This window comes from Caballeronia sp. GAWG2-1, from assembly GCF_023631405.1.
GTDB lineage: Bacteria > Pseudomonadota > Gammaproteobacteria > Burkholderiales > Burkholderiaceae > Caballeronia.
The window spans coordinates 1-18,478 of sequence record NZ_JALQDD010000034.1; the positions used below are offsets into that span (position 1 = coordinate 1).

General features: G+C 63.3%; 20 protein-coding genes. 11 read left to right on the top strand and 9 right to left on the bottom strand.

Features of this window, described 5'->3' with window-relative positions; translation table 11 throughout:
* Positions 1-143: 143 nt before the first annotated feature.
* The 7 genes from NCR98_RS23510 to merT all read right to left on the bottom strand — a co-directional run bounded on the left by NCR98_RS23510 (position 144) and on the right by merT (position 6,747).
* On the bottom strand, positions 144-3,059 hold the full coding sequence (locus NCR98_RS23510; RefSeq protein ID WP_003049965.1) for a Tn3-like element IS1071 family transposase: 2,916 nt from the start codon (positions 3,057-3,059) through the stop codon (positions 144-146).
* Between the two features lie 98 nt (positions 3,060-3,157).
* Positions 3,158-3,739 carry an EAL domain-containing protein gene (locus tag NCR98_RS23515; RefSeq protein WP_441301351.1) on the bottom strand — a complete coding sequence of 194 codons (582 nt, stop codon included), beginning with the start codon at positions 3,737-3,739 and terminating at the stop codon, positions 3,158-3,160.
* Complete coding sequence (gene merE, locus NCR98_RS23520; RefSeq protein WP_003132004.1) at positions 3,736-3,972, bottom strand: broad-spectrum mercury transporter MerE; 237 nt, start codon at positions 3,970-3,972, stop codon at positions 3,736-3,738. Before merE ends, NCR98_RS23515 begins: the two co-directional genes overlap by 4 nt.
* Positions 3,969-4,334, bottom strand: a complete 366-nt coding sequence (merD, locus tag NCR98_RS23525; RefSeq protein ID WP_000995360.1) for a mercury resistance co-regulator MerD — start codon at positions 4,332-4,334, stop codon at positions 3,969-3,971. Before merD ends, merE begins: the two co-directional genes overlap by 4 nt.
* Before the next feature lie 17 nt (positions 4,335-4,351).
* Positions 4,352-6,037, bottom strand: coding sequence for a mercury(II) reductase (gene merA / locus NCR98_RS23530; RefSeq protein WP_003158917.1), 1,686 nt, complete (start codon positions 6,035-6,037; stop codon positions 4,352-4,354).
* A 71-nt stretch (positions 6,038-6,108) separates the two neighbouring features.
* The gene (gene merP / locus NCR98_RS23535) at positions 6,109-6,384 is read right to left on the bottom strand and encodes a mercury resistance system periplasmic binding protein MerP (RefSeq protein ID WP_003131987.1); all 276 of its coding nucleotides are present in this window, start codon (positions 6,382-6,384) and stop codon (positions 6,109-6,111) included.
* A 12-nt stretch (positions 6,385-6,396) separates the two neighbouring features.
* Entirely contained in the window at positions 6,397-6,747 is a 351-nt protein-coding gene (gene merT / locus NCR98_RS23540) for a mercuric ion transporter MerT (protein ID WP_003131974.1), read from the bottom strand.
* A 71-nt stretch (positions 6,748-6,818) separates the two neighbouring features.
* Here merT and merR point away from each other — a divergent pair, with 71 nt between their 5' ends.
* Positions 6,819-7,253 (top strand): mercury resistance transcriptional regulator MerR, encoded by a 435-nt coding sequence (merR, locus tag NCR98_RS23545; RefSeq protein WP_003131969.1) that lies wholly within the window; start codon positions 6,819-6,821, stop codon positions 7,251-7,253.
* Positions 7,254-7,365: 112 nt separating this feature from the next.
* Here the strand turns inward: merR and trfA are convergent, their stop codons facing one another.
* Positions 7,366-8,586, bottom strand: coding sequence for a plasmid replication initiator TrfA (gene trfA, locus NCR98_RS23550; RefSeq protein WP_011114072.1), 1,221 nt, complete (start codon positions 8,584-8,586; stop codon positions 7,366-7,368).
* A 46-nt stretch (positions 8,587-8,632) separates the two neighbouring features.
* The gene (locus NCR98_RS23555) at positions 8,633-8,974 is read right to left on the bottom strand and encodes a single-stranded DNA-binding protein (protein WP_000019167.1); all 342 of its coding nucleotides are present in this window, start codon (positions 8,972-8,974) and stop codon (positions 8,633-8,635) included.
* A gap of 113 nt (positions 8,975-9,087) precedes the next feature.
* Here NCR98_RS23555 and NCR98_RS23560 point away from each other — a divergent pair, with 113 nt between their 5' ends.
* From NCR98_RS23560 to trbJ, 10 genes are all read left to right on the top strand, one after another.
* Entirely contained in the window at positions 9,088-9,450 is a 363-nt protein-coding gene (locus NCR98_RS23560; protein ID WP_011114045.1) for a transcriptional regulator, read from the top strand.
* A 309-nt stretch (positions 9,451-9,759) separates the two neighbouring features.
* Positions 9,760-10,722: a P-type conjugative transfer ATPase TrbB gene (gene trbB, locus NCR98_RS23565; RefSeq protein ID WP_000132020.1), complete on the top strand. Its 963-nt coding sequence runs from the start codon at positions 9,760-9,762 to the stop codon at positions 10,720-10,722.
* Positions 10,723-10,738: 16 nt separating this feature from the next.
* Positions 10,739-11,203, top strand: a complete 465-nt coding sequence (gene trbC, locus NCR98_RS23570) for a conjugal transfer system pilin TrbC (RefSeq protein WP_011114046.1) — start codon at positions 10,739-10,741, stop codon at positions 11,201-11,203.
* A gap of 3 nt (positions 11,204-11,206) precedes the next feature.
* Positions 11,207-11,518 (top strand): conjugal transfer protein TrbD, encoded by a 312-nt coding sequence (locus tag NCR98_RS23575; protein ID WP_001207961.1) that lies wholly within the window; start codon positions 11,207-11,209, stop codon positions 11,516-11,518.
* Entirely contained in the window at positions 11,515-14,073 is a 2,559-nt protein-coding gene (locus tag NCR98_RS23580; protein ID WP_011114047.1) for a VirB4 family type IV secretion/conjugal transfer ATPase, read from the top strand. Before NCR98_RS23575 ends, NCR98_RS23580 begins: the two co-directional genes overlap by 4 nt.
* Positions 14,070-14,852 carry a conjugal transfer protein TrbF gene (locus NCR98_RS23585; RefSeq protein ID WP_011114048.1) on the top strand — a complete coding sequence of 261 codons (783 nt, stop codon included), beginning with the start codon at positions 14,070-14,072 and terminating at the stop codon, positions 14,850-14,852. Before NCR98_RS23580 ends, NCR98_RS23585 begins: the two co-directional genes overlap by 4 nt.
* A gap of 17 nt (positions 14,853-14,869) precedes the next feature.
* A complete protein-coding gene (trbG, locus tag NCR98_RS23590; RefSeq protein WP_006122480.1) occupies positions 14,870-15,769 on the top strand; it encodes a P-type conjugative transfer protein TrbG in 900 nt (299 codons plus the stop codon).
* 2 nt (positions 15,770-15,771) lie between these two features.
* Complete coding sequence (locus NCR98_RS23595; protein ID WP_006122479.1) at positions 15,772-16,260, top strand: conjugal transfer lipoprotein TrbH; 489 nt, start codon at positions 15,772-15,774, stop codon at positions 16,258-16,260.
* A 4-nt stretch (positions 16,261-16,264) separates the two neighbouring features.
* A complete protein-coding gene (locus NCR98_RS23600; RefSeq protein WP_011114050.1) occupies positions 16,265-17,686 on the top strand; it encodes a TrbI/VirB10 family protein in 1,422 nt (473 codons plus the stop codon).
* A gap of 20 nt (positions 17,687-17,706) precedes the next feature.
* Complete coding sequence (trbJ, locus tag NCR98_RS23605; protein ID WP_010890135.1) at positions 17,707-18,471, top strand: P-type conjugative transfer protein TrbJ; 765 nt, start codon at positions 17,707-17,709, stop codon at positions 18,469-18,471.
* Positions 18,472-18,478: the final 7 nt, after the last annotated feature.

The window sequence follows — 18,478 nt, forward strand, 5'->3', positions numbered from 1 at the left end:
GGGGTCTCCTCGTTTTCAGTGCAATAAGTGACGGTACGAAAAGCTAGCACTGGCGCGGAGGTGGTGTTGGTAGATCGTTGATTTCATTGACTTTCCTGTTCACTTTCAAATCTGCGATTCGTGGCGTCAAACCGTGGTCGGTTTCATCCATTGGTGCCAGTTATCGATGCATTTGGCCGCGAAGGCAGGATTTGGTCAGCATAGCGGTCAACCGGGAAGCGAAACACACCCCGCAAGTTGATGCTCTCCAGCCTGGTGGGCGCAATCTTCCCGATCAGTTCCGGTGGAATGACCTGGCGGCGGTTCGACCAGCGATCCAGGACCGCCTGCATCTGTGAGGTATTCCACGCCATCACGATGTTGGCCATCAGGCTCAACGCATCGGCCACAGCCTGCATTTCATCGACACGTTTGGCCTGCGCCGGGCTGATCCGGCCGGTATAAATGGCGCGCTTGAGGGCGTTAACAGCCTCGCCCCGATTGAGCACCCGGCGCAACTCGTTCCTGAAAGCGTCCTTGACAAAGTAGTCAGCCAAAAACGCCGTACGCAGCAACCGCCCCAATTGCACGCCAGCCTCATAGATTGGATCGCCCTGGGCGGCAGAACCGAACCGCGCAAGAGCTGCCACCGCACTGGCATGTCCGCTCATGACCGAGGCTGCCAGGTGCACCAGACTATCCCAATGCTTTTCGATCAAAGCGACGTCGACATTGGCTTCGCACACCGCAGCGATTTCTGCGGGCACTTTGGTGCCGCGTGGCACAAAGAGGTGGCGCTGTTTGAGTTCCTTCAACCGCGGGCAAAGATCAAAACCAAGCAAACGGGCATGTGACATGGCAAAGTCGGTGTAGCCATGGGTATCCACAGCAAGCTGGCTGGTCTCCAGCTTTTCTTGGCGGATGACACCTTCAATGGCCACGCCCGCCTGGCGCTCATTGAGCACAAAGGGCTGCGCATGGAAGATGCCCCACCGGTCTTTTACATGGGAGTAGATTCCAATGGAAGGTGTGTTGCGCCGAGGATCAAGCCGGGCTTGCCACACCCGTTTGGTGGTCTCCATGCTCATCATGTCAGAAGATGCCAAATCGGACCGCCCCCAGGTGGCGGCAATCGGGTGTCGCTGCATGAATTCCAGCACAGCCTGGCAGGCCTGGCTCAGACGCCGTTCGTCCCGCGCCCAGCGCATGGCCTGGCGAATGCTGGTGGCAGACAATTGCGGAATCATGCGCGCGCATTCGACCGCAGTCAGACTGGTGCCGTGGGCCATGATGCCGGCATAGACCATCAGCAGCTCGTCGGTAGAGCGCGGCTCACGTCCGAGCATGATCCAGCTAAAGCGCACCTGGGCGTCAACGGCCAGAATCACTTCCGGCAATTGAACCTCACCGATGCGGTGATCCAAAGCCGCGCGCAGCTTGGTCACTTCTGGGTCTTCGTCCTCTGCGGGCAATGGCGACAAATGGAGTTCATCATCCACGCGCAGTACGCCACTGCGGGCTGCAGCGGCCACCGCATCGACACCGGCAGTTACTCTGGCCAGCAAAGGCTTCAAGAAAGTGGCAGCCTTGCTGGGTAACGATAGACGGGCATAGTGTTTCTTGGACTCTGCCTGCCAACGCTCGTCCGTGAAGAACAAGCGCGCACGACCCCGAAAGCTCAGGCTGTGCTCAATCCAGACCGAGCCATTGCGCACCGCGCGGCGCAGGGCAAACAGGGTGGCCACCTCCAACGCCTGAAACGCCCGTTCCCGGTCTGGGCTGGAGATCGAAACCTGCCAGATCATTCCCAGACTTGGTGCCACCACTTCAACTGGCAGCTTTCTGGATCCTTTGAGATATAAAGCTTGCAGCTTGGCAAGGTACTCGATGGCAGGATGCTCGCCGGTGGCCTGCCAGGGCAGCTTTGCAATGGCGACGAGCAACGACCGCACGGGGCGAATTCCATCAATCAATCCCTCGCGGACCAGGGAGGCCCTGCTCGGTGGTTTGCGTTTCTGGGTTTCGGTGATCAAGGCTTCAAGACGGGCACGCAACTCAGCATCTGGCACCGCACCTTGCGCGCTCAAGGCAACAAGTTCGCCGAGCAGCGTTTTGTACATTGCGGCCCAATTGACGGTAGCGGGGACATCGGCGGCAGCCTGACGCCACAGATCGGCGATCCGGCGCTGCACCATAAGGATCAACTGGTCTGTGGTGGTGAACAGGCAATACCGAAGAAAGCATGCGACCTCCACGGTGCGCGCTGGCTCTTTGATCTTGGCTCCGGCTGAGGGCGGCCTGGAGACAAGTCGGCGCGCGTAGCGGCGCAAGATGAGATCGGGGATGTCTGCCAGGTGCTTATGAACGTCCAGCGTGTAAAGCAGGTCGATGCGCTCCAGTACCTCGCTGATTTGGCGGGTTGAGTGTTTCGCCGGTGCAGCCCATAGCCAACTCTGCTGGGTTTGTCCATCTGGGCGCAGCTCTGAAACTGAGGCTCGCCAGCGATCAAGTGTTGCTGGATCAACGCTGGCGGCGATGGCGGTGCCTGTTTCAACTTCAAGCTGGGCAAGTGCCGCCGCAATCAGTGTCCGAATTGCCCGCTCGTGCACGATCACCAGCTTGTTCTTGTACAGCCATTGACGCGCCCGCACGAGTAGCTGATCGCGGTCGGCGCAGCGCGCCACTTCGTCGCGCAGTTCACGTACCAGTGAGCGGCGCTGGTGCTCGCTCATCCACTGGAATCCAAGGACCGTGCAGGCTACTTGTTGGTGATCGAATAGCGTGCGCCCGCGTTCATACATGGCTCTCAGCGAGGCGACTTCTGGTGCTGCAATGCCAAGCTCGTTGCCAAGGTGGCGCCACAAGGCTACTGGAATTACCCGAAAGGCACCGAGCAAACGCCCACTCATGCGCAGGAAACCAATATGGAGCGCCAGACCAAGCTTGTGGGAATCACCTCGGCGTGCATTGATTGCGTCGCGCTCGGCACCATCGAAGGTGAAAAATGCCTTCATCTCGAAGTCGCTGATATCGCGGGGGAGCCCACGCATCCCCAAAAACGTTGTGTGCCAACCCTGCATCGTGAACCTCAAAAGTGGGAGGCCACCATACCCGTTTACAAAGCGAACAGGAAAGTCAATGAAATCAACGGTCTACCCAGACCACCCCCGCGCCAGTGCTAGCTTTGCGTACCGTCACTTATTGCACTGAAAACGAGGAGACCCCTAATCGGGCAGCACTTCAGGTGTTGCAGGCAGGAATAGCCGGTGCCGAAGTCATCGGCGGCGAAGCGCACACCGATCTGTCGCAAGGCTTCCAGGGCGGGGAAGATCGCCGGATTACCGAATGCGACCGATTCGGTCAGCTCGATTTCAAGAGACTCGGCGGGCAACTCGGCATCAGCCAGCATGTCCTTTACCCACCCGTCGAAACCCGGTCTCACTTGGCTCGCCGAAACATTGACGGCCAGCCGGAACGGTTGCCACGCCAGCTTCCGCCACTCGCGCATCTGGCGGCAGGCTGCGCCCAGCACCCAGGCACCGATTTCCGGCATCAGGCCGGACGATTCGACCACAGGCAGGAACTGGCCGGGCGGCAGCAGCCCGAGCGTCGGATGACGCCAGCGCAACAGGGCTTCCGCGCCGACAATCCCACCACTGCGCAGATCGACGACGGGCTGGTAGTGCAGTTCAAGCTGCCCGCGCTCGACCGCTTGGGCCAGTTCCGGCGTCGTCCATCCATCCGGCCGGAAAGCGCTCATTCTCTTTCCCTGAATGCCCGCAACGCCCGCGACAGGGACAGAAGGAACAGGCCGGTCAAACCGAGCGCCGCGATGACCCAATGCTCGCCGAGGAAAGCACCGGCGGTTGTGCCGGCCAGCACGACAGCGAGGATGGGCAGGTGGCAGGGGCAAGTCAGCACAGCCAGTCCGCCCCACAGGTAGCCGGTGATCGGTTTGTGCGTCTCGGACGGCAAGCGCTCGGGGTTGTTCATGGCAGACTCTCCGCGTGCTGTGCCGGCTCGGTCGGCAGGGTGGCCAACTGCACTTCCAGATCGGCCAACGCTTCGCGCCGACGCTCGACGAACTGACGCAGCAGGGCAAGCTGCGCGGCCGCTTCGTCGCCGTCCGCCGCATCCAGCGCCCGGCACAGCCGCGCCAGCGCGTCGAGGCCGATGCCCGCCTCGAAGGCCGCCCGCACGAAGCACAGCCGTTGCAAGGCGGCGTCATCGAACAAGCCGTAGCCGCCTGGTGTGCACGCCACCGGGCGCAGCAATCCGCGCAGCAGGTAGTCGCGCACGATATGCACGCTCACCCCGGCATCAAGAGCCAGCCGGGACACCGTGTAGGCGTTCATTGAACACCTCCTTTTTCTCACCCGGCGCAGCAGGAAAGCTGCTTCACATCCTTGTTGAAGGTCTGCGCCGCGAGCTTCAACCCCTCGACCATCGTCAGGTAGGGGAACAACTGGTCGGCCAGTTCCTGCACCGTCATGCGGTTGCGAATGGCCAGAGCCGCCGTCTGGATCAGTTCACCCGCTTCCGGCGCGACCGCCTGTACGCCGATCAGCCGATGGCTGCCTTCCTCGATAACCAACTTGATGAAGCCGCGTGTGTCGAAGTTGGCGAGCGCACGCGGCACGTTGTCCAAGGTCAAGGTGCGGCTGTCGGTCTCGATCCCGTCGTGGTGGGCTTCCGCCTCGCTGTAGCCCACGGTCGCCACTTGCGGATCGGTGAACACCACGGCCGGCATTGCGGTCAGGTCGAGCGCCGCATCGCCGCCGGTCATGTTGATCGCGGCACGGGTGCCGGCCGCTGCCGCCACATAGACGAACTGCGGCTGGTCGGTGCAGTCGCCGGCCGCGTAGATGTTCGGGTTGCTCGTGCGCATGCCTTGGTCGATGGCGATGGCACCTTGCGCATTGACAGTGACCCCCGCTGCGTCCAGCGCGAGGCTGCGCGTGTTCGGTGTCCGACCGGTGGCAACCAGCAGTTTGTCGGCGCGCAATTCACCGTGCGTGGTGGTCAGCACGAATTCACCGTCCATATGGGCGACCTGGCTGGCTTGCGTGTGCTCCAGCACCTCGATGCCCTCGGCACGGAAAGCGGCTGTCACCGCCTCGCCGATGGCCGGGTCTTCACGGAAGAACAAGGTATTGCGCGCCAGGACCGTGACCTTGCTGCCCAGCCGGGCAAAGGCTTGCGCCAGCTCCAGCGCCACCACCGACGAGCCGATTACGGCAAGGCGTTCGGGAATGGTGTCGCTCGCCAGGGCCTCGGTGGAAGTCCAGTAGGGTGACTCTTTCAAGCCCGGAATCGGCGGGACCGCCGGGCTGGCACCCGTGGCGACCAGGCAGCGGTCGAACATCACGACGCGCTCGCCACCCTCGTTCAAACGGACGGTAAGGCTCTGGTCGTCCTTGAAGCGCGCCTCACCGTGCACAACGGTGATGGCCGGATTACCGCCCAGGATGCCTTCGTACTTGGCGTGCCGCAGTTCGTCGACGCGGGCCTGCTGCTGGGCCAGCAGCTTACTGCGGTCAATCGTAGGCACAGTTGCCGCAATACCGCCATCGAACGGGCTTTCCCGGCGCAGATGGGCGATGTGGGCGGCGCGGATCATGATCTTGGACGGCACACAGCCGACATTGACGCAGGTGCCGCCGATGGTGCCGCGCTCGATCAGCGTGACCTGCGCGCCTTGCTCGACGGCTTTCAGCGCCGCCGCCATCGCGGCTCCACCGCTGCCAATGACCGCTACCTGCACCGGGGGCTCGTTGCCACTGTGCTTTTCGGCGGCGGCCATCCATCCCCGCACCTTGTCGAGCAGTCCGACGCGGTTGTCCGCCAGTGGCGCATCGGCTAGCGTTGCCTTGTAGCCCAGTCCGGCCACGGCGGCAGTCAGCGCGTCCGGCGATGTGCCCGGCACGATGGCGAGTTGCGCTGTGCCCTTCGGATAGGACACCAGCGCCGACTGCACGCCTGGCACTTTTTCCAGCGCTTCCTTGACGTGCGCCGCGCACGAGTCGCAAGTCATGCCGGTGATTTTTAGATGGGTCATGCAACAGATCCTTTATCGTTTGTGGCGCCAGACAATGACGTCCGTTGTGCTGCGGTGCCGTTTTCAGTGACTCACTGCTTGACGCTGGACGGATAGCCCGCGTCTGCGGTTGCCTTGGTCAGCTTCTGCACGCTGGTCTTGGCATCGTCGAAGGTGACGACCGCTTGGCGTGTCTCGAAAGTCACGTCAACTTTGCTGACGCCTTCGACCTTGGAAATCGCCTTCTTGACAGTGATCGGGCAGGCGGAGCAGGTCATGCCCGGTACGGACAGCGTGACGGTCTGGGTGGCGGCCCAGACGGGGGCAACAACGGCGGCGAGGGCGAGGGAGGCAAACAGTTTCTTCATGGTGAACTCCGATCAGTAGAAAAATGGCATGACGTAGGGAAATCCGAGCGCGACCAGAACCAGCGCGGCCACGATCCAGAAAATGAGCTTGTAAGTAGCTCGCACTTGGGGAATCGCGCAGACCTCACCCGGTTTGCAGGCCGCTGCCTGCCGGTAGATGCGCCGCCAGGCGAAGAACAACGCCACCAGCGCCACGCCGATAAAGATGGGGCGATAGGGTTCCAACACCGCCAAGTTGCCGATCCAAGCGCCGCTGAACCCCAAGGCGATCAGAACCAACGGCCCGAGGCAGCAAGCCGAGGCGAGGATGGCGGCAAGCCCTCCAGTGAAGAGCGCGCCGCGCCCGGTTTTTGGTTCAGACATGCGCTTGTCCTTTCGAATTGAAATTGGATAGCGTAACCTTACTTCCGTACTCATGTACGGAGTCAAGCGATATGGAAAACAATTTGGAGAACCTGACCATTGGCGTTTTCGCCAAGGCGGCCGGGGTCAATGTGGAGACCATCCGTTTCTATCAGCGCAAGGGCTTGTTGCTGGAGCCTGACAAGCCCTATGGCAGCATCCGCCGCTATGGCGAGGCGGATGTAACGCGGGTGCGCTTCGTGAAATCAGCCCAGCGGCTGGGCTTCAGCCTGGATGAGATCGCCGAGCTGCTGCGGCTGGAGGATGGCACCCATTGCGAGGAAGCCAGCAGTCTGGCCGAGCACAAGCTCAAGGACGTGCGCGAGAAAATGGCTGACCTGGCGCGCATGGAGGCCGTGCTGTCTGAGTTGGTGTGCGCCTGCCATGCGCGAAGGGGGAACGTTTCCTGCCCGCTGATCGCGTCACTACAGGGTGGAGCAAGCTTGGCAGGTTCGGCTATGCCTTAGCGTGCTTTATTTTCCGTTTTCTGAGACGACCCCTGCCTCGCCGGAAGTGGCGATGCTCGAGAAAAAAAGCCGCCTCGATCTCGGGCGGCTCCAGGGGAGGGCAGGGGGGCGATCACCGCTTGCAATGCACCAGGTCGTCGTTCACCCACGCACTTTCGACCAGGCCGTTTTCGCGCAGCTCGTCGCACGCTTCGCCTACCTGCTCGCGCCACTTCTTCGGCCGGGTGGAATCCGAGCCGCACATCAGCCGGAACGTCTCCAGCTTGAGCGGGTACGGCTCCTTGTGGGTGGCGAAGTAGTCGAACATGCGCCGCGCGGTGGGCGACAGCTTGCGGTACTTCTCCCACACGAATTTCGTGTAGTGGTCGCCGGCGAACAGCACCACGATTTCGGCGTCGATCTCGACCTGGCAGCGCGACGTGCGCTTGCCGCGATCCAGGACGCGGAAGCGCCGGATCAGCGACACCGATTCGAGCCGGCCGATGCGTTGGGATGAGAACTGCATGGCCGACGCCTGGAGCCGCGTCAGGCATTCCTCGGCCCTTGTGTAGTACCGACCGTTGATTGACCAGTCCAAGTCCTGGCAAAGCTCGTAGAACGTGAAGGAAACCGGCTCTCCGAGCGCGGTGCGCTTCGCGTACTCCAGCACCTGGGCGAATACCAGCTCGTCGTCGTCGGCGCGCAGCTCGATCCCGGTGTAGGTGATCTCCACGTCTTTGTTGACGTGGTAGATCGACTGGCCTTGCAGCGCGGCGCGCGGCACCTTCTTGTTGCGGACGGTGAAGATCGCCGACCGCCCGAAGTCGTTGGGCAGTGCCCGCATGTGATCCGGCCAGGGAGCCAGGTCGAACAGCGAGAGCTGCATGTCCTTGATCTGCTGCTTCGTGTGCTTGAGCAAGGCCGTCTGCTTGGCCTCGCTGACCTTCTCGGCCAGCTCACCGCCGGCCGTTCGCTTCTTGGTCGCCATCGCACTACTCCGTTTGTCCTGGGCCAGCGCGCCGATCTGCTCGGCCATCTTGTTCACGGCGGTGCGCGGTTCGGGCGGCAGGCCCATCGTGCGCGCAAGCTCGGCCGATTCCTGCGCCATGCGCTCGGATCGCTCGACGGCGGCACTTGCCGGCGTCGGTAGCTTCGGCGGCAAAGCCGCCTCGTTGTCGCCGGCCGTGGCCGGCAGCTCGAAGAGGGAACCGGCGGGGCGGAAGGCCCCGCCGGCGCTGCCCGAGTCCCTGCGAGCGGCGGCGGTACGGGCGGCAAGGTCGGTGGCGTCGGCTTCGCTAAGCCCGCCCTCGATGAGCTTGCGCCTGTATTCCTGCTCGTTGAACTCGTTCTGCATCTAATCTCCCTCCTAGCATACTGCCCGGCCGTGGCCGGGCCTGGCCTTACTGGCCGCCGCCTGGCGCTTTGGTGTCCAGGTATTCGATTTCCTCGGCGATGAAATCGAAGCCGTATTCGGTCTTGCCGTCCTTCTCGTACTTCGTCGGCTCGATGCGGCCCTGGACGAACACCTTGGAGCCTTTGCCCAGGTACTTGCCCGCGTTCTCGGCCAGGCCGCCGAACGACTTGATGCGGAAGAAGTCCGTCTGCTCCTGCTTCGCACCGGCTGCGTTGCGCCACACGCGATTGACAGCCAGGTCGAAAACGGCGCGGGCGCTGTTTTCGCTATGGCGAACGTCGGTATCGCGGGTAAGATTACCGATAAACTGGAACAGGTTGTGGCTCATTCGTCATGCTCCTTTCGCTAATGGAGTCGTCAGTTTAGCTAAACCTGCGTCCGTGGTCAAGAACTTTAGCGGCTAAAATTTTCTGCCGCCCGCACCGAGAAGGCATACGGGCCTTGTACAACTACATCTTCTTCACGAACGTGCTCCGGCTGCTCGATGAGCGGCACATGACGAAAAAGGAGCTATCGGACAGGTCGGGGGTTTCGATCTCCTTCCTGTCCGATCTCACTACTGGCAAAGCCAACCCCTCCCTAAAGGTGATGGAGGACATTGCGCAGGCCCTTGAAACTCCCCTGCCGCTCCTGCTTGAATCGACCGACCTGGACAAAGAAGCCCTTGACACCCTGGCCGGCGGCAAGGCACCCCGAAGCCTGCCGCCAGGCTTCGAGCGCGTGGCGGCCGTGCTGCCAGAACACCAGGCGTTCATCGTCAAGAAGTGGGGCGAAGCGACAAGGAAGAAACTTAGAGGGAGTTGACGCCAGGATGTGAGAAGGGAAGGGAAGCGGCGCGGAACTGAGCCACAAGAGCCAGCCAAGTTTTAGCCGCTAAAGCCCGCCGGGGTGGCTCAACCCCCGGACAACCCATAACGCAAACGCCACGGGTTCGGCGCGAGGGCGCACGGAGCATGCGCCGCGTTGTCGCCTCTTTCGCCCCTGCAATCCGCGATGCAACGTCGCGGCCGAAGTCACCCTTGTGCGCTTCGGTGTTGCGGTCGAAATTAGTTCGGTATATCGTATGAACCTGTGTAGAATGCGCGAAACGCAACGGCATACAGGGCATACGGAATGACCGACCAGAAACCAGAACACAACAGCATCAAGGAACGGGCGAAGAAGAAGCTCGAACGCGACATGGGGCCGGAGCTGCTGGCCGCCCTCAACGATCCCAAGACCGTTGAAATCATGCTCAACGCGGACGGCAAGCTCTGGCTCGAACGCCTGGGCGAGCCGATGAAGTGCATCGGCACGCTGCGCGTCGCGCAGGCGCAAGCCATCATCGAAACCATCGCGGGCTACCACGGCAAGGAAGTCACGCGCTCCAAGCCGATCCTGGAAGGCGAGCTGCCCCTTGATGGCAGTCGCTTCGCCGGCCAGCTCCCGCCGGTTGTGCCCGCACCCACCTTCGCCATTCGGAAGAAGGCCGTCGCCATCTTCACGCTCGATCAGTACGTCGAACGCGGAATCATGACCGCGCCGCAGCGCGAGGCATTGATTGCAGCGGTGCGCGCGCACCGGAACATCCTTGTGATCGGCGGCACCGGCTCGGGCAAGACCACGCTGGTGAACGCGATCATCAACGAGATGGTGATTCAAGACCCGACCGAGCGGGTTTTCATCATCGAGGACACCGGCGAAATCCAGTGCGCCGCCGAGAACTACGTCCAGTACCACACCAGCATCGACGTGAACATGACGGCGCTGCTGAAAACCACCCTCCGCATGCGCCCCGACCGAATCCTGGTCGGCGAGGTGCGCGGCCCCGAAGCCCTTGATCTGTTGATGGCCTGGAACACCGGGCACGAAGGAGGTGCTGCAACCCTGCACGCAAACAACGCCAAAGCTGGATTGGATCGGCTCGCCATGCTCATCAGCATGCACCCCGATTCCCCGAAACCCATTGAACCGCTTATCGGCGAGGCGGTTCACGTGGTTGTTCATATCGCCCGCGTCGAAGGCTCGCGGCGCATCCAGGAAATCTTGGAGGTTTCCGGGTTCGCCAACGGCCAGTACATCACCAAAACCCTCTGACTAGGAGTTACGACCAATGCAAGCAACCTTCCCGGCATTCCGCCTCAACCGCAACGCCCTGTTCTACATGGGCCTCTTCGCCCTCCTGGCGTTCTTCCTGCTGGCCCCCCAGCACGCATTCGCCTCCGAGGGCACCGGCGGCTCTCTGCCGTATGAGAGCTGGCTGACCAACCTCCGCAACTCCGTCACCGGCCCGGTGGCCTTCGCGCTGTCGATCATCGGCATCGTGGTCGCCGGCGGCATCCTGATCTTCGGCGGCGAACTCAACGGCTTCTTCCGCACGTTGATCTTCATCGTCCTGGTCATGGCCCTGCTGGTCGGCGCGCAGAACATGATGAGCACGTTCTTCGGCCGTGGCGCGGAAATCGCCGCCCTGACCGATGGCGCGCTGCACCAGGTCAAGGTCGCCGCGCTGGACGTGGCCGGCTTCCCCGGCGAAGCCGTCATGCGCTGGGCCGAGCGCGGCCACATCGCGGGGTAAGTCATGGCTCTGCGCGCGATCCCCATCCGTAGGGCCGGCAACCGAGAAAACCTGTTCATGGGCGGGGATCGTGAGCTGGTGATGTTCTCGGGCCTGCTGGCCGGCGCGCTGATTTTCAGCGCCCAAGAAGTGAGGGCAACGGTGTTCGGCATCGCCTTGTGGTTCGGCGCGCTCTTCGCGCTGCGCCTCATGGCGAAGGCCGATCCGAAGCTGCGACACGTGTACCTGCGGCACCGCCGGTACAAGCCGTACTACCCGGCTCGCAGCACGCCCTTCCGTGACAACACGCCGAGTCAAGGGAAGCAATACAAATGATCGAAGCAATCGCAATTGCCATTGCTGTGCTCGGTGCGGTTCTGTTGCTCATCCTCTTTGCCCGCATCCGGGCTGTCGATGCCGAGCTGAAGCTCAAGAAGCATCGCGCCAAGGATGCCGGCCTGGCCGATCTGCTCAATTACGCCGCCGTGGTCGATGACGGCGTGATCGTGGGCAAGAACGGCTCCTTTATGGCCGCCTGGCTGTACAAGGGTGATGACAACGCCAGCAGCACCGAGGAACAGCGGGAAATGGTGTCGTTCCGCATCAACCAGGCCCTGGCGGGCCTGGGGAACGGCTGGATGGTGCATGTCGATGCTGTGCGTCGGCCTGCGCCGAACTACTCGGAGCGGGGCGTGTCATCGTTCCCCGACTCCGTTTCCTTCGCCATTGACGAGGAACGCCGGCGCTTGTTCGAGGGCCTGGGCGCGATGTTCGAGGGCTACTTTGTCCTGACCGTCACGTGGTTCCCGCCAGTGCTGGCCCAGCGCAAGTTTGTCGAACTCATGTTCGATGACGATGCGGTGGCTCCCGACCATACGGCGCGCACTACGGGCCTGATTGCGCAGTTCAAGCGCGAGATCACCAGCCTGGAATCGCGCCTGTCCTCGGCGGTCAAGATGACGCGCCTGCGCGGCCAAAAAGTCGTGTCGGAAGAGGGCAGGGAAGTCACGCACGATGACTTCCTGAGCTGGTTGCAGTTCTGCGTGACGGGCCTCCATCACCCGGTCATGCTGCCCAGCAATCCGATGTACCTCGATGCGGTAATCGGCGGGCAAGAGCTGTGGGGCGGCGTCGTGCCCAAGATCGGGCGCAAGTTCATCCAGGTGGTCGCCATCGAAGGCTTCCCCTTGGAGTCAACGCCTGGGGTGCTCTCGGCCCTGGCCGAGCTGCCCAGCGAATACCGCTGGTCGAGCCGCTTCATCTTCATGGATCAGCACGAGTCCTTGAAGCACCTGGACAAGTTCCGCAAGAAGTGGAAGCAGAAGATTCGCGGCTTCTTCGATCAGGTGTTCAACACGAATACCGGCTCGATCAACCAGGACGCGGCCGCGATGGTCGGCGACGCCGAGGCGGCCATCGCCGAGGTCAACAGCGGCTTGGTGGCGGCCGGCTACTACACCAGCGTAGTCGTGCTGATGGACGAGGATCGGGAGCGCCTGGCGGCCTCCGCGCTCCTGGTCGAGAAGGCCGTCAACCGCCTGGCCTTCGCGGCCCGTATCGAGACGATCAACACGCTCGATGCGTACCTGGGCAGCTTGCCCGGCCACGGCGTCGAGAACGTGCGCCGGCCGCTCATCAACACGATGAACCTGGCCGACCTGCTGCCGACAAGCTCGATCTGGACGGGCAGCGCCACGGCTCCGTGCCCGATGTACCCGCCGCTGTCGCCGGCGCTCATGCACTGCGTGACGGTGGGCGCTACGCCGTTCCGCCTGAACCTGCACGTGCGCGACCTGGGCCACACCTTCATGTTCGGCCCGACCGGCGCAGGCAAATCGACGCACCTGGGCATCATCGCCGCGCAGCTCCGTCGCTACGCCGGCATGTCGATCTACGCCTTCGACAAGGGCATGTCGATGTACCCACTCGCGGCCGGCATCCGCGCGGCCACGAAGGGCAAGAGCGGCCTGCATTTCACGGTGGCCGCCGACGATGACCGCCTGGCGTTCTGCCCGCTCCAGTTCCTCGAAACGAAGGGGGATAGGGCCTGGGCGATGGAGTGGATCGACACCATCCTGGCGTTGAACGGCGTCAACACCACGCCGGCGCAGCGCAACGAGATCGGCAACGCGATCATGAGCATGCACGCCAGCGGCGCGCGCACGCTCTCCGAGTTCTCGGTGACGATTCAGGACGAGGCGATCCGCGAGGCCATCAAGCAGTACACGGTGGACGGCTCGATGGGCCACCTGCTCGACGCCGAAGAGGACGGCCTGTCGCTGTCCGACTTCACGGTGTTCGAGATCGAAGAGCTGATGAACCTGGGCGAGAAGTTCGCGCTGCCGGTGCTGCTCTACCTGTTCCGCCGCATCGAGCGCGCACTGAAAGGCCAGCCCTCCGTCATCATCCTGGACGAAGCCTGGTTGATGCTGGGCCACCCCGCGTTCCGCGCCAAGATCAGGGAATGGCTCAAGGTGCTGCGCAAGGCCAACTGCCTTGTGCTGATGGCGACGCAAAGCCTCTCCGACGCGGCCAACTCGGGCATCTTGGACGTGATCGTGGAATCGACCGCGACCAAGATTTTCCTGCCTAACGTCTACGCCAGGGATGAGGACACATCGGCGCTCTATCGCCGTATGGGCCTCAACGCGCGTCAGATCGAAATCCTGGCGACTGCCATTCCGAAGCGTCAGTACTACTACGTCTCGGAGAACGGCCGCCGTCTCTATGACCTTGCCCTGGGGCCGATGGCCCTGGCCTTCGTCGGTGCGTCCGACAAGGAATCGGTCGCCACCATCAAGAGCCTCGAAGCCAAGTTCGGCCACGAATGGGTGCATGAGTGGCTGGCCGGCCGTGGGCTGAATCTCAACGACTACCTGGAGGCCGCATGAGCATCGCCGACACCCTCAAGGGCTTGATCTTCAAGAAGCCCGCCAACTCCGCCGAGCCGCGCGATCCGCGCCGCTCGAAGGAACCGCTCGCCGGCGGCCGCCGTGCGGGCGAGGCCGAGAACCCCTACCTGGCCGCGCGCCGCACCTGGAACGATCACGTGGGCAGCGTCGTCTCGCAGCGCCAAACCTGGCAGGTGATAGGCATCCTGTCGCTGTTGATCGCGCTGGCCGGCGTGGGTGGCGTGATCCACATCGGCAGCCAGTCGAAGTTCATCCCCTACGTGGTCGAGGTGGACAAGCTGGGCCAGACGGTGGCCGCCGGCCCGGTGCAGGCCGCAGGGAAGGCCGATCCGCGTGTCATCCACGCCGCCGTTGCGGACTGGATGAGCTGCGCGCGCATGGTGTCGCCTGACGTGGCCTTGCAGCGCAAGTGCGTGTTCAAGGCGTACTCGATGCTCGCCCCCAACGATCCGGCGACGCCAAAGATGAACGAGTGGTTGAACGGCACGCCCGATTCCAGCCCGTTCAAGCGCGCCGAGAAGGAAATGGTCAGCGTCGAGATCAAGACCGTCATCCCGCAAACGCCCGACACCTGGCAAGTCGAGTGGGTGGAAACCACGCGCGACCGCCAAGGCACGCTGAAAGGTCAGCCCGTCACCTGGCGCGCGCTCGTGACTACCTACATCGCCGAGGTCACGCCCAACACCACCGATGAGCAACTGCGGAACAACCCGTTGAGCATCTACGTGCGTGATTACTCCTGGTCCCGCATCCAATGAATTCGAGGTCATCCACCATGAAGAAAACCCTCTCCGCTTTGATCGTGGGCGCTGCTGTGGCGGTGCCCTCCCTGGCTCTGGCCGCCCCTGGCGACGACATTGCCGACAAGTATTTCAACAAGACCAACCCGACGCTGACCGCTCAAGAGCGCGCGGCGCTCGCCATCGCCAAACGGTGGGAAGCGGGGTCGGCGACCGGCATCAAGCCGGTGGCCGGCTCGGGCGGTGCCATCAAGTTCGTGTACGGCGCGCAGCAGCCGAGCATCGTTTGCGCGGTGCTCCAGGTGTGCGACGTGGCCTTGCAGCCCGGCGAACAAGTGAACTCGATCAACCTGGGCGACACGGCCAGGTGGACGGTGGAACCGGCCATCACCGGCAGCGGCGCGACCGAGGTTCAGCACCTCATCATCAAGCCGATGGACGTGGGCCTCGAAACCAGCCTGGTTGTGACCACGAACCGCCGCAGCTACCACTTCCGCCTGCGCTCGCATCGCACCGAGTACATGCCGCAAGTCTCGTTCACGTACCCCGAGGAAGCGCAAGCCAAGTGGGACGCGATCCAGCGCCGCGAGAAGCAGGAACGCACCGACAACACCCTGCCGGCGACGGGCGAGTACCTGGGCGATCTCTCGTTCGACTATGAGCTGTCCGGGTCGGCGAGCTGGAAGCCTGTGCGCGTCTACAACGATGGCCGCAAGACCATCATCGAAATGCCCGGCACGATGCAGCAGACCGAAGCGCCGACGCTCCTGGTCGTGCGCAAAGAGGGCGGCTTGTTCACCGACGACGAAACGGTGCTGGTCAATTACCGCGTGCAGGGCAATCGCTACATCGTGGACACGGTGTTTGACCGCGCGATCCTGATTGCCGGTGTTGGCAGTAGCCAAGACCGCGTGACCATCAGCCGGAGGAAGTGACCATGCGCAAGATCGTCTCTCTCGCGCTGCTCGCCCTCGCCCTGGGCCTCGGCGGCTGCGCAACCACCAGCCAGTACGGCAACTTCGTCCAGTCGGCCGCGCTCGATCAGCAGAAGCTCGCCACCGACGCGGTGCAGCAGCTCGCCACGCTGTACGCGCCGGCGCGCACGCGCCTGGAGCTGCAACAGCCGACGCCCGATCCGTTCGGCCAGGCGCTCGTCAAGTCGCTGCGCGACAAGGGCTATGCCCTCCTGGAGTACGCCCCGGCCGGCGCTTCCACGCAGGCCCCGGCCTCGGCGGCATCGCAGGCGAGCGCACCGGCCACCACGGCCGCGTCGGGCGGCCTGCCGTTGCGCTACGTGCTCGACCAGGCTGGCGACTCGAACCTGTACCGCCTGACCTTGATGGTCGGCAATCAATCCATCACCCGCCCTTACCTGGCGCAAAACGGCACGTTCGCGCCGGCCGGGTACTGGGTGCGCAAGGAGTGACGCCATGACAGAAAACGCCGATCAGATGGCACCTGACGCTTCGCCTGGCGAAGTGTCCAAGAAGGCGGGCGTCCGTCGCGTCAACAACATGCCCATGTACATCCTCGGCGGCGTCCTGCTGTCGTTCGTGCTGGTCATGGCCCTGGTCGCGGCGGATCGCGCGGCCAAGCAGAACGCGCCGGCGGACGGCCCCAAGGAGAAGGCCGGCAACACGTCGATGTTCGCCAAGGAGATCGCAGGCGACAAGACCGGCGGCTTGATCGAGCCGGCAAGCCCGCTCAAGGTGCCCGACATGCCGACCGGCCCGGCGTCGGCTCCGCTGGAGATCGCGCGGCCGTCCAACCCGGACGCGCCGCCGGCCCCGCCGGCCAACCCCGGCAACCCGGGCCAGCCGGTGAACGACGACGAGGCCCAGCGCATCCGCATGGCGAAGATGCAGATGTTCGGCGAAGCCGTGAAGGCCAAGACCACCGTGCGCGTGGATGCCCCGCGTAGCAACGGCTCCGCGCCGGGTGGCCCGAGCACCTACACCGGCACGCCGCAGACGCGCGATGAAATGCTGAACCGCATCGCAGCGGTGCAGCAGCAAATCGACGCGCAGCGCAGCAACGATCCGACCGCCGCCTATCAAGCACGCCTGGCGCAGATTCGCGGCATGGGCGTCGGTGGTGGCGGCGCGGCTCCGGCCGCCGGCGGCATGGGCGCGGGCGGTGCGCCGCAGCTCCTGCAAACCTCGACCAGCGGCGGCGGGCGCAACAGCATGGCGCAGTTCGGCCAAGGTGGGCAGGGCGACCGCTGGAAGCTGGATTCGCAGCCGGAAGCGCCGCGCACACCGTTCGAGCTGCGCGCGGGCTTCGTCGTGCCGGCCACGCTCATTTCGGGCATCAACTCCGATCTGCCGGGCCAAATCATGGCCCAGGTCGCGCAGGACGTGTACGACACACCGACCGGCAAGCACCTGTTGATCCCGCAGGGATCGCGCCTCGTCGGCTCGTATTCGAGCGACGTGGCCTACGGCCAAGCGCGCGTGCTGGTTGCGTGGCAACGCATCGTGTTCCCCGATGGCAAGGCGATGGACATTGGCGCGATGCCAGGCGCGGACAGCGCGGGATACGCGGGCTTCCACGACCAGGTGAACAACCACTATGTGCGCCTGTTCGGCTCGGCCTTCCTCATGTCCGGCGTGACAGCAGGCATCACCTACAGCCAACGCCAGAACCAGGCCACAAACACCTATGGCGCACCGAGCGCCAGCAGTGCCCTAAGCGAAGCCCTCGGCCAGCAGCTCGGCCAGGTTACGGCGCAACTCATCGCCAAGAACCTGAGCATTTCGCCGACGCTGGAAATTCGGCCGGGGTATCGCTTCAACGTCGTGGTCACGAAGGACATGACGTTTTCCAAGCCGTACCGTTCCTTCGATTACTAACGCCATAGGAGAAAAGCACCATGAAGCCGAAGTTTTTAGCCGCTAAATTGGCCCTCGTCATTGCTGTTTCGAGCACGCTGGCGGTCACACCTGTGCAGGCTGGCATCCCCGTCATCGACGGCACCAACCTGTCGCAGAACATCATGACGGCCATCGAATCGGTGGCCCAGACGCTCAAGCAAATTGAGCAGTACAGCACCCAGCTCCAGCAGTATCAAAACCAACTCCAGAACACGATGGCCCCGGCCGCGTATATCTGGGATCAGGCGCAATCGACCATCAACGGGTTGATGAACGCGGTCAACACGCTGGATTACTACAAGACCCAACTCGGCAGCCTGGACAGCTACATCGGCAAGTTCCAGGACGTGAACTACTACAAGAACTCGCCGTGCTTTACGGCGGCAGGGTGCTCCGACGCGGAACGCGCAGCACTTCGGAATGTGGCCCAGCTCGCGAGCGAGTCGCAGAAGAAGGCCAACGATGCCTTGTTCAAGGGCCTCGATAGGCAGCAAACGAATCTCACGGCCGATGCAGCGACGTTGCAGCGTCTTCAATCGGCAGCGCAGGGCGCGCAGGGCCAAATGCAGGCCATCGGCTACGCCAACCAGCTCGCCAGCCAGCAGGCCAACCAGCTCTTGCAGATTCGTGGCCTGCTGATCGCGCAGCAGAACGCGATGGCAACCAAGATGCAGGCCGACGCCGACAAGGAAGCCCAGCAGGCGGCAGCGGCCGCACAACTGCGCCAGGGCAGCTACCGGGCCAGCCCGGCGCGCACCTGGTAAGGGGGAT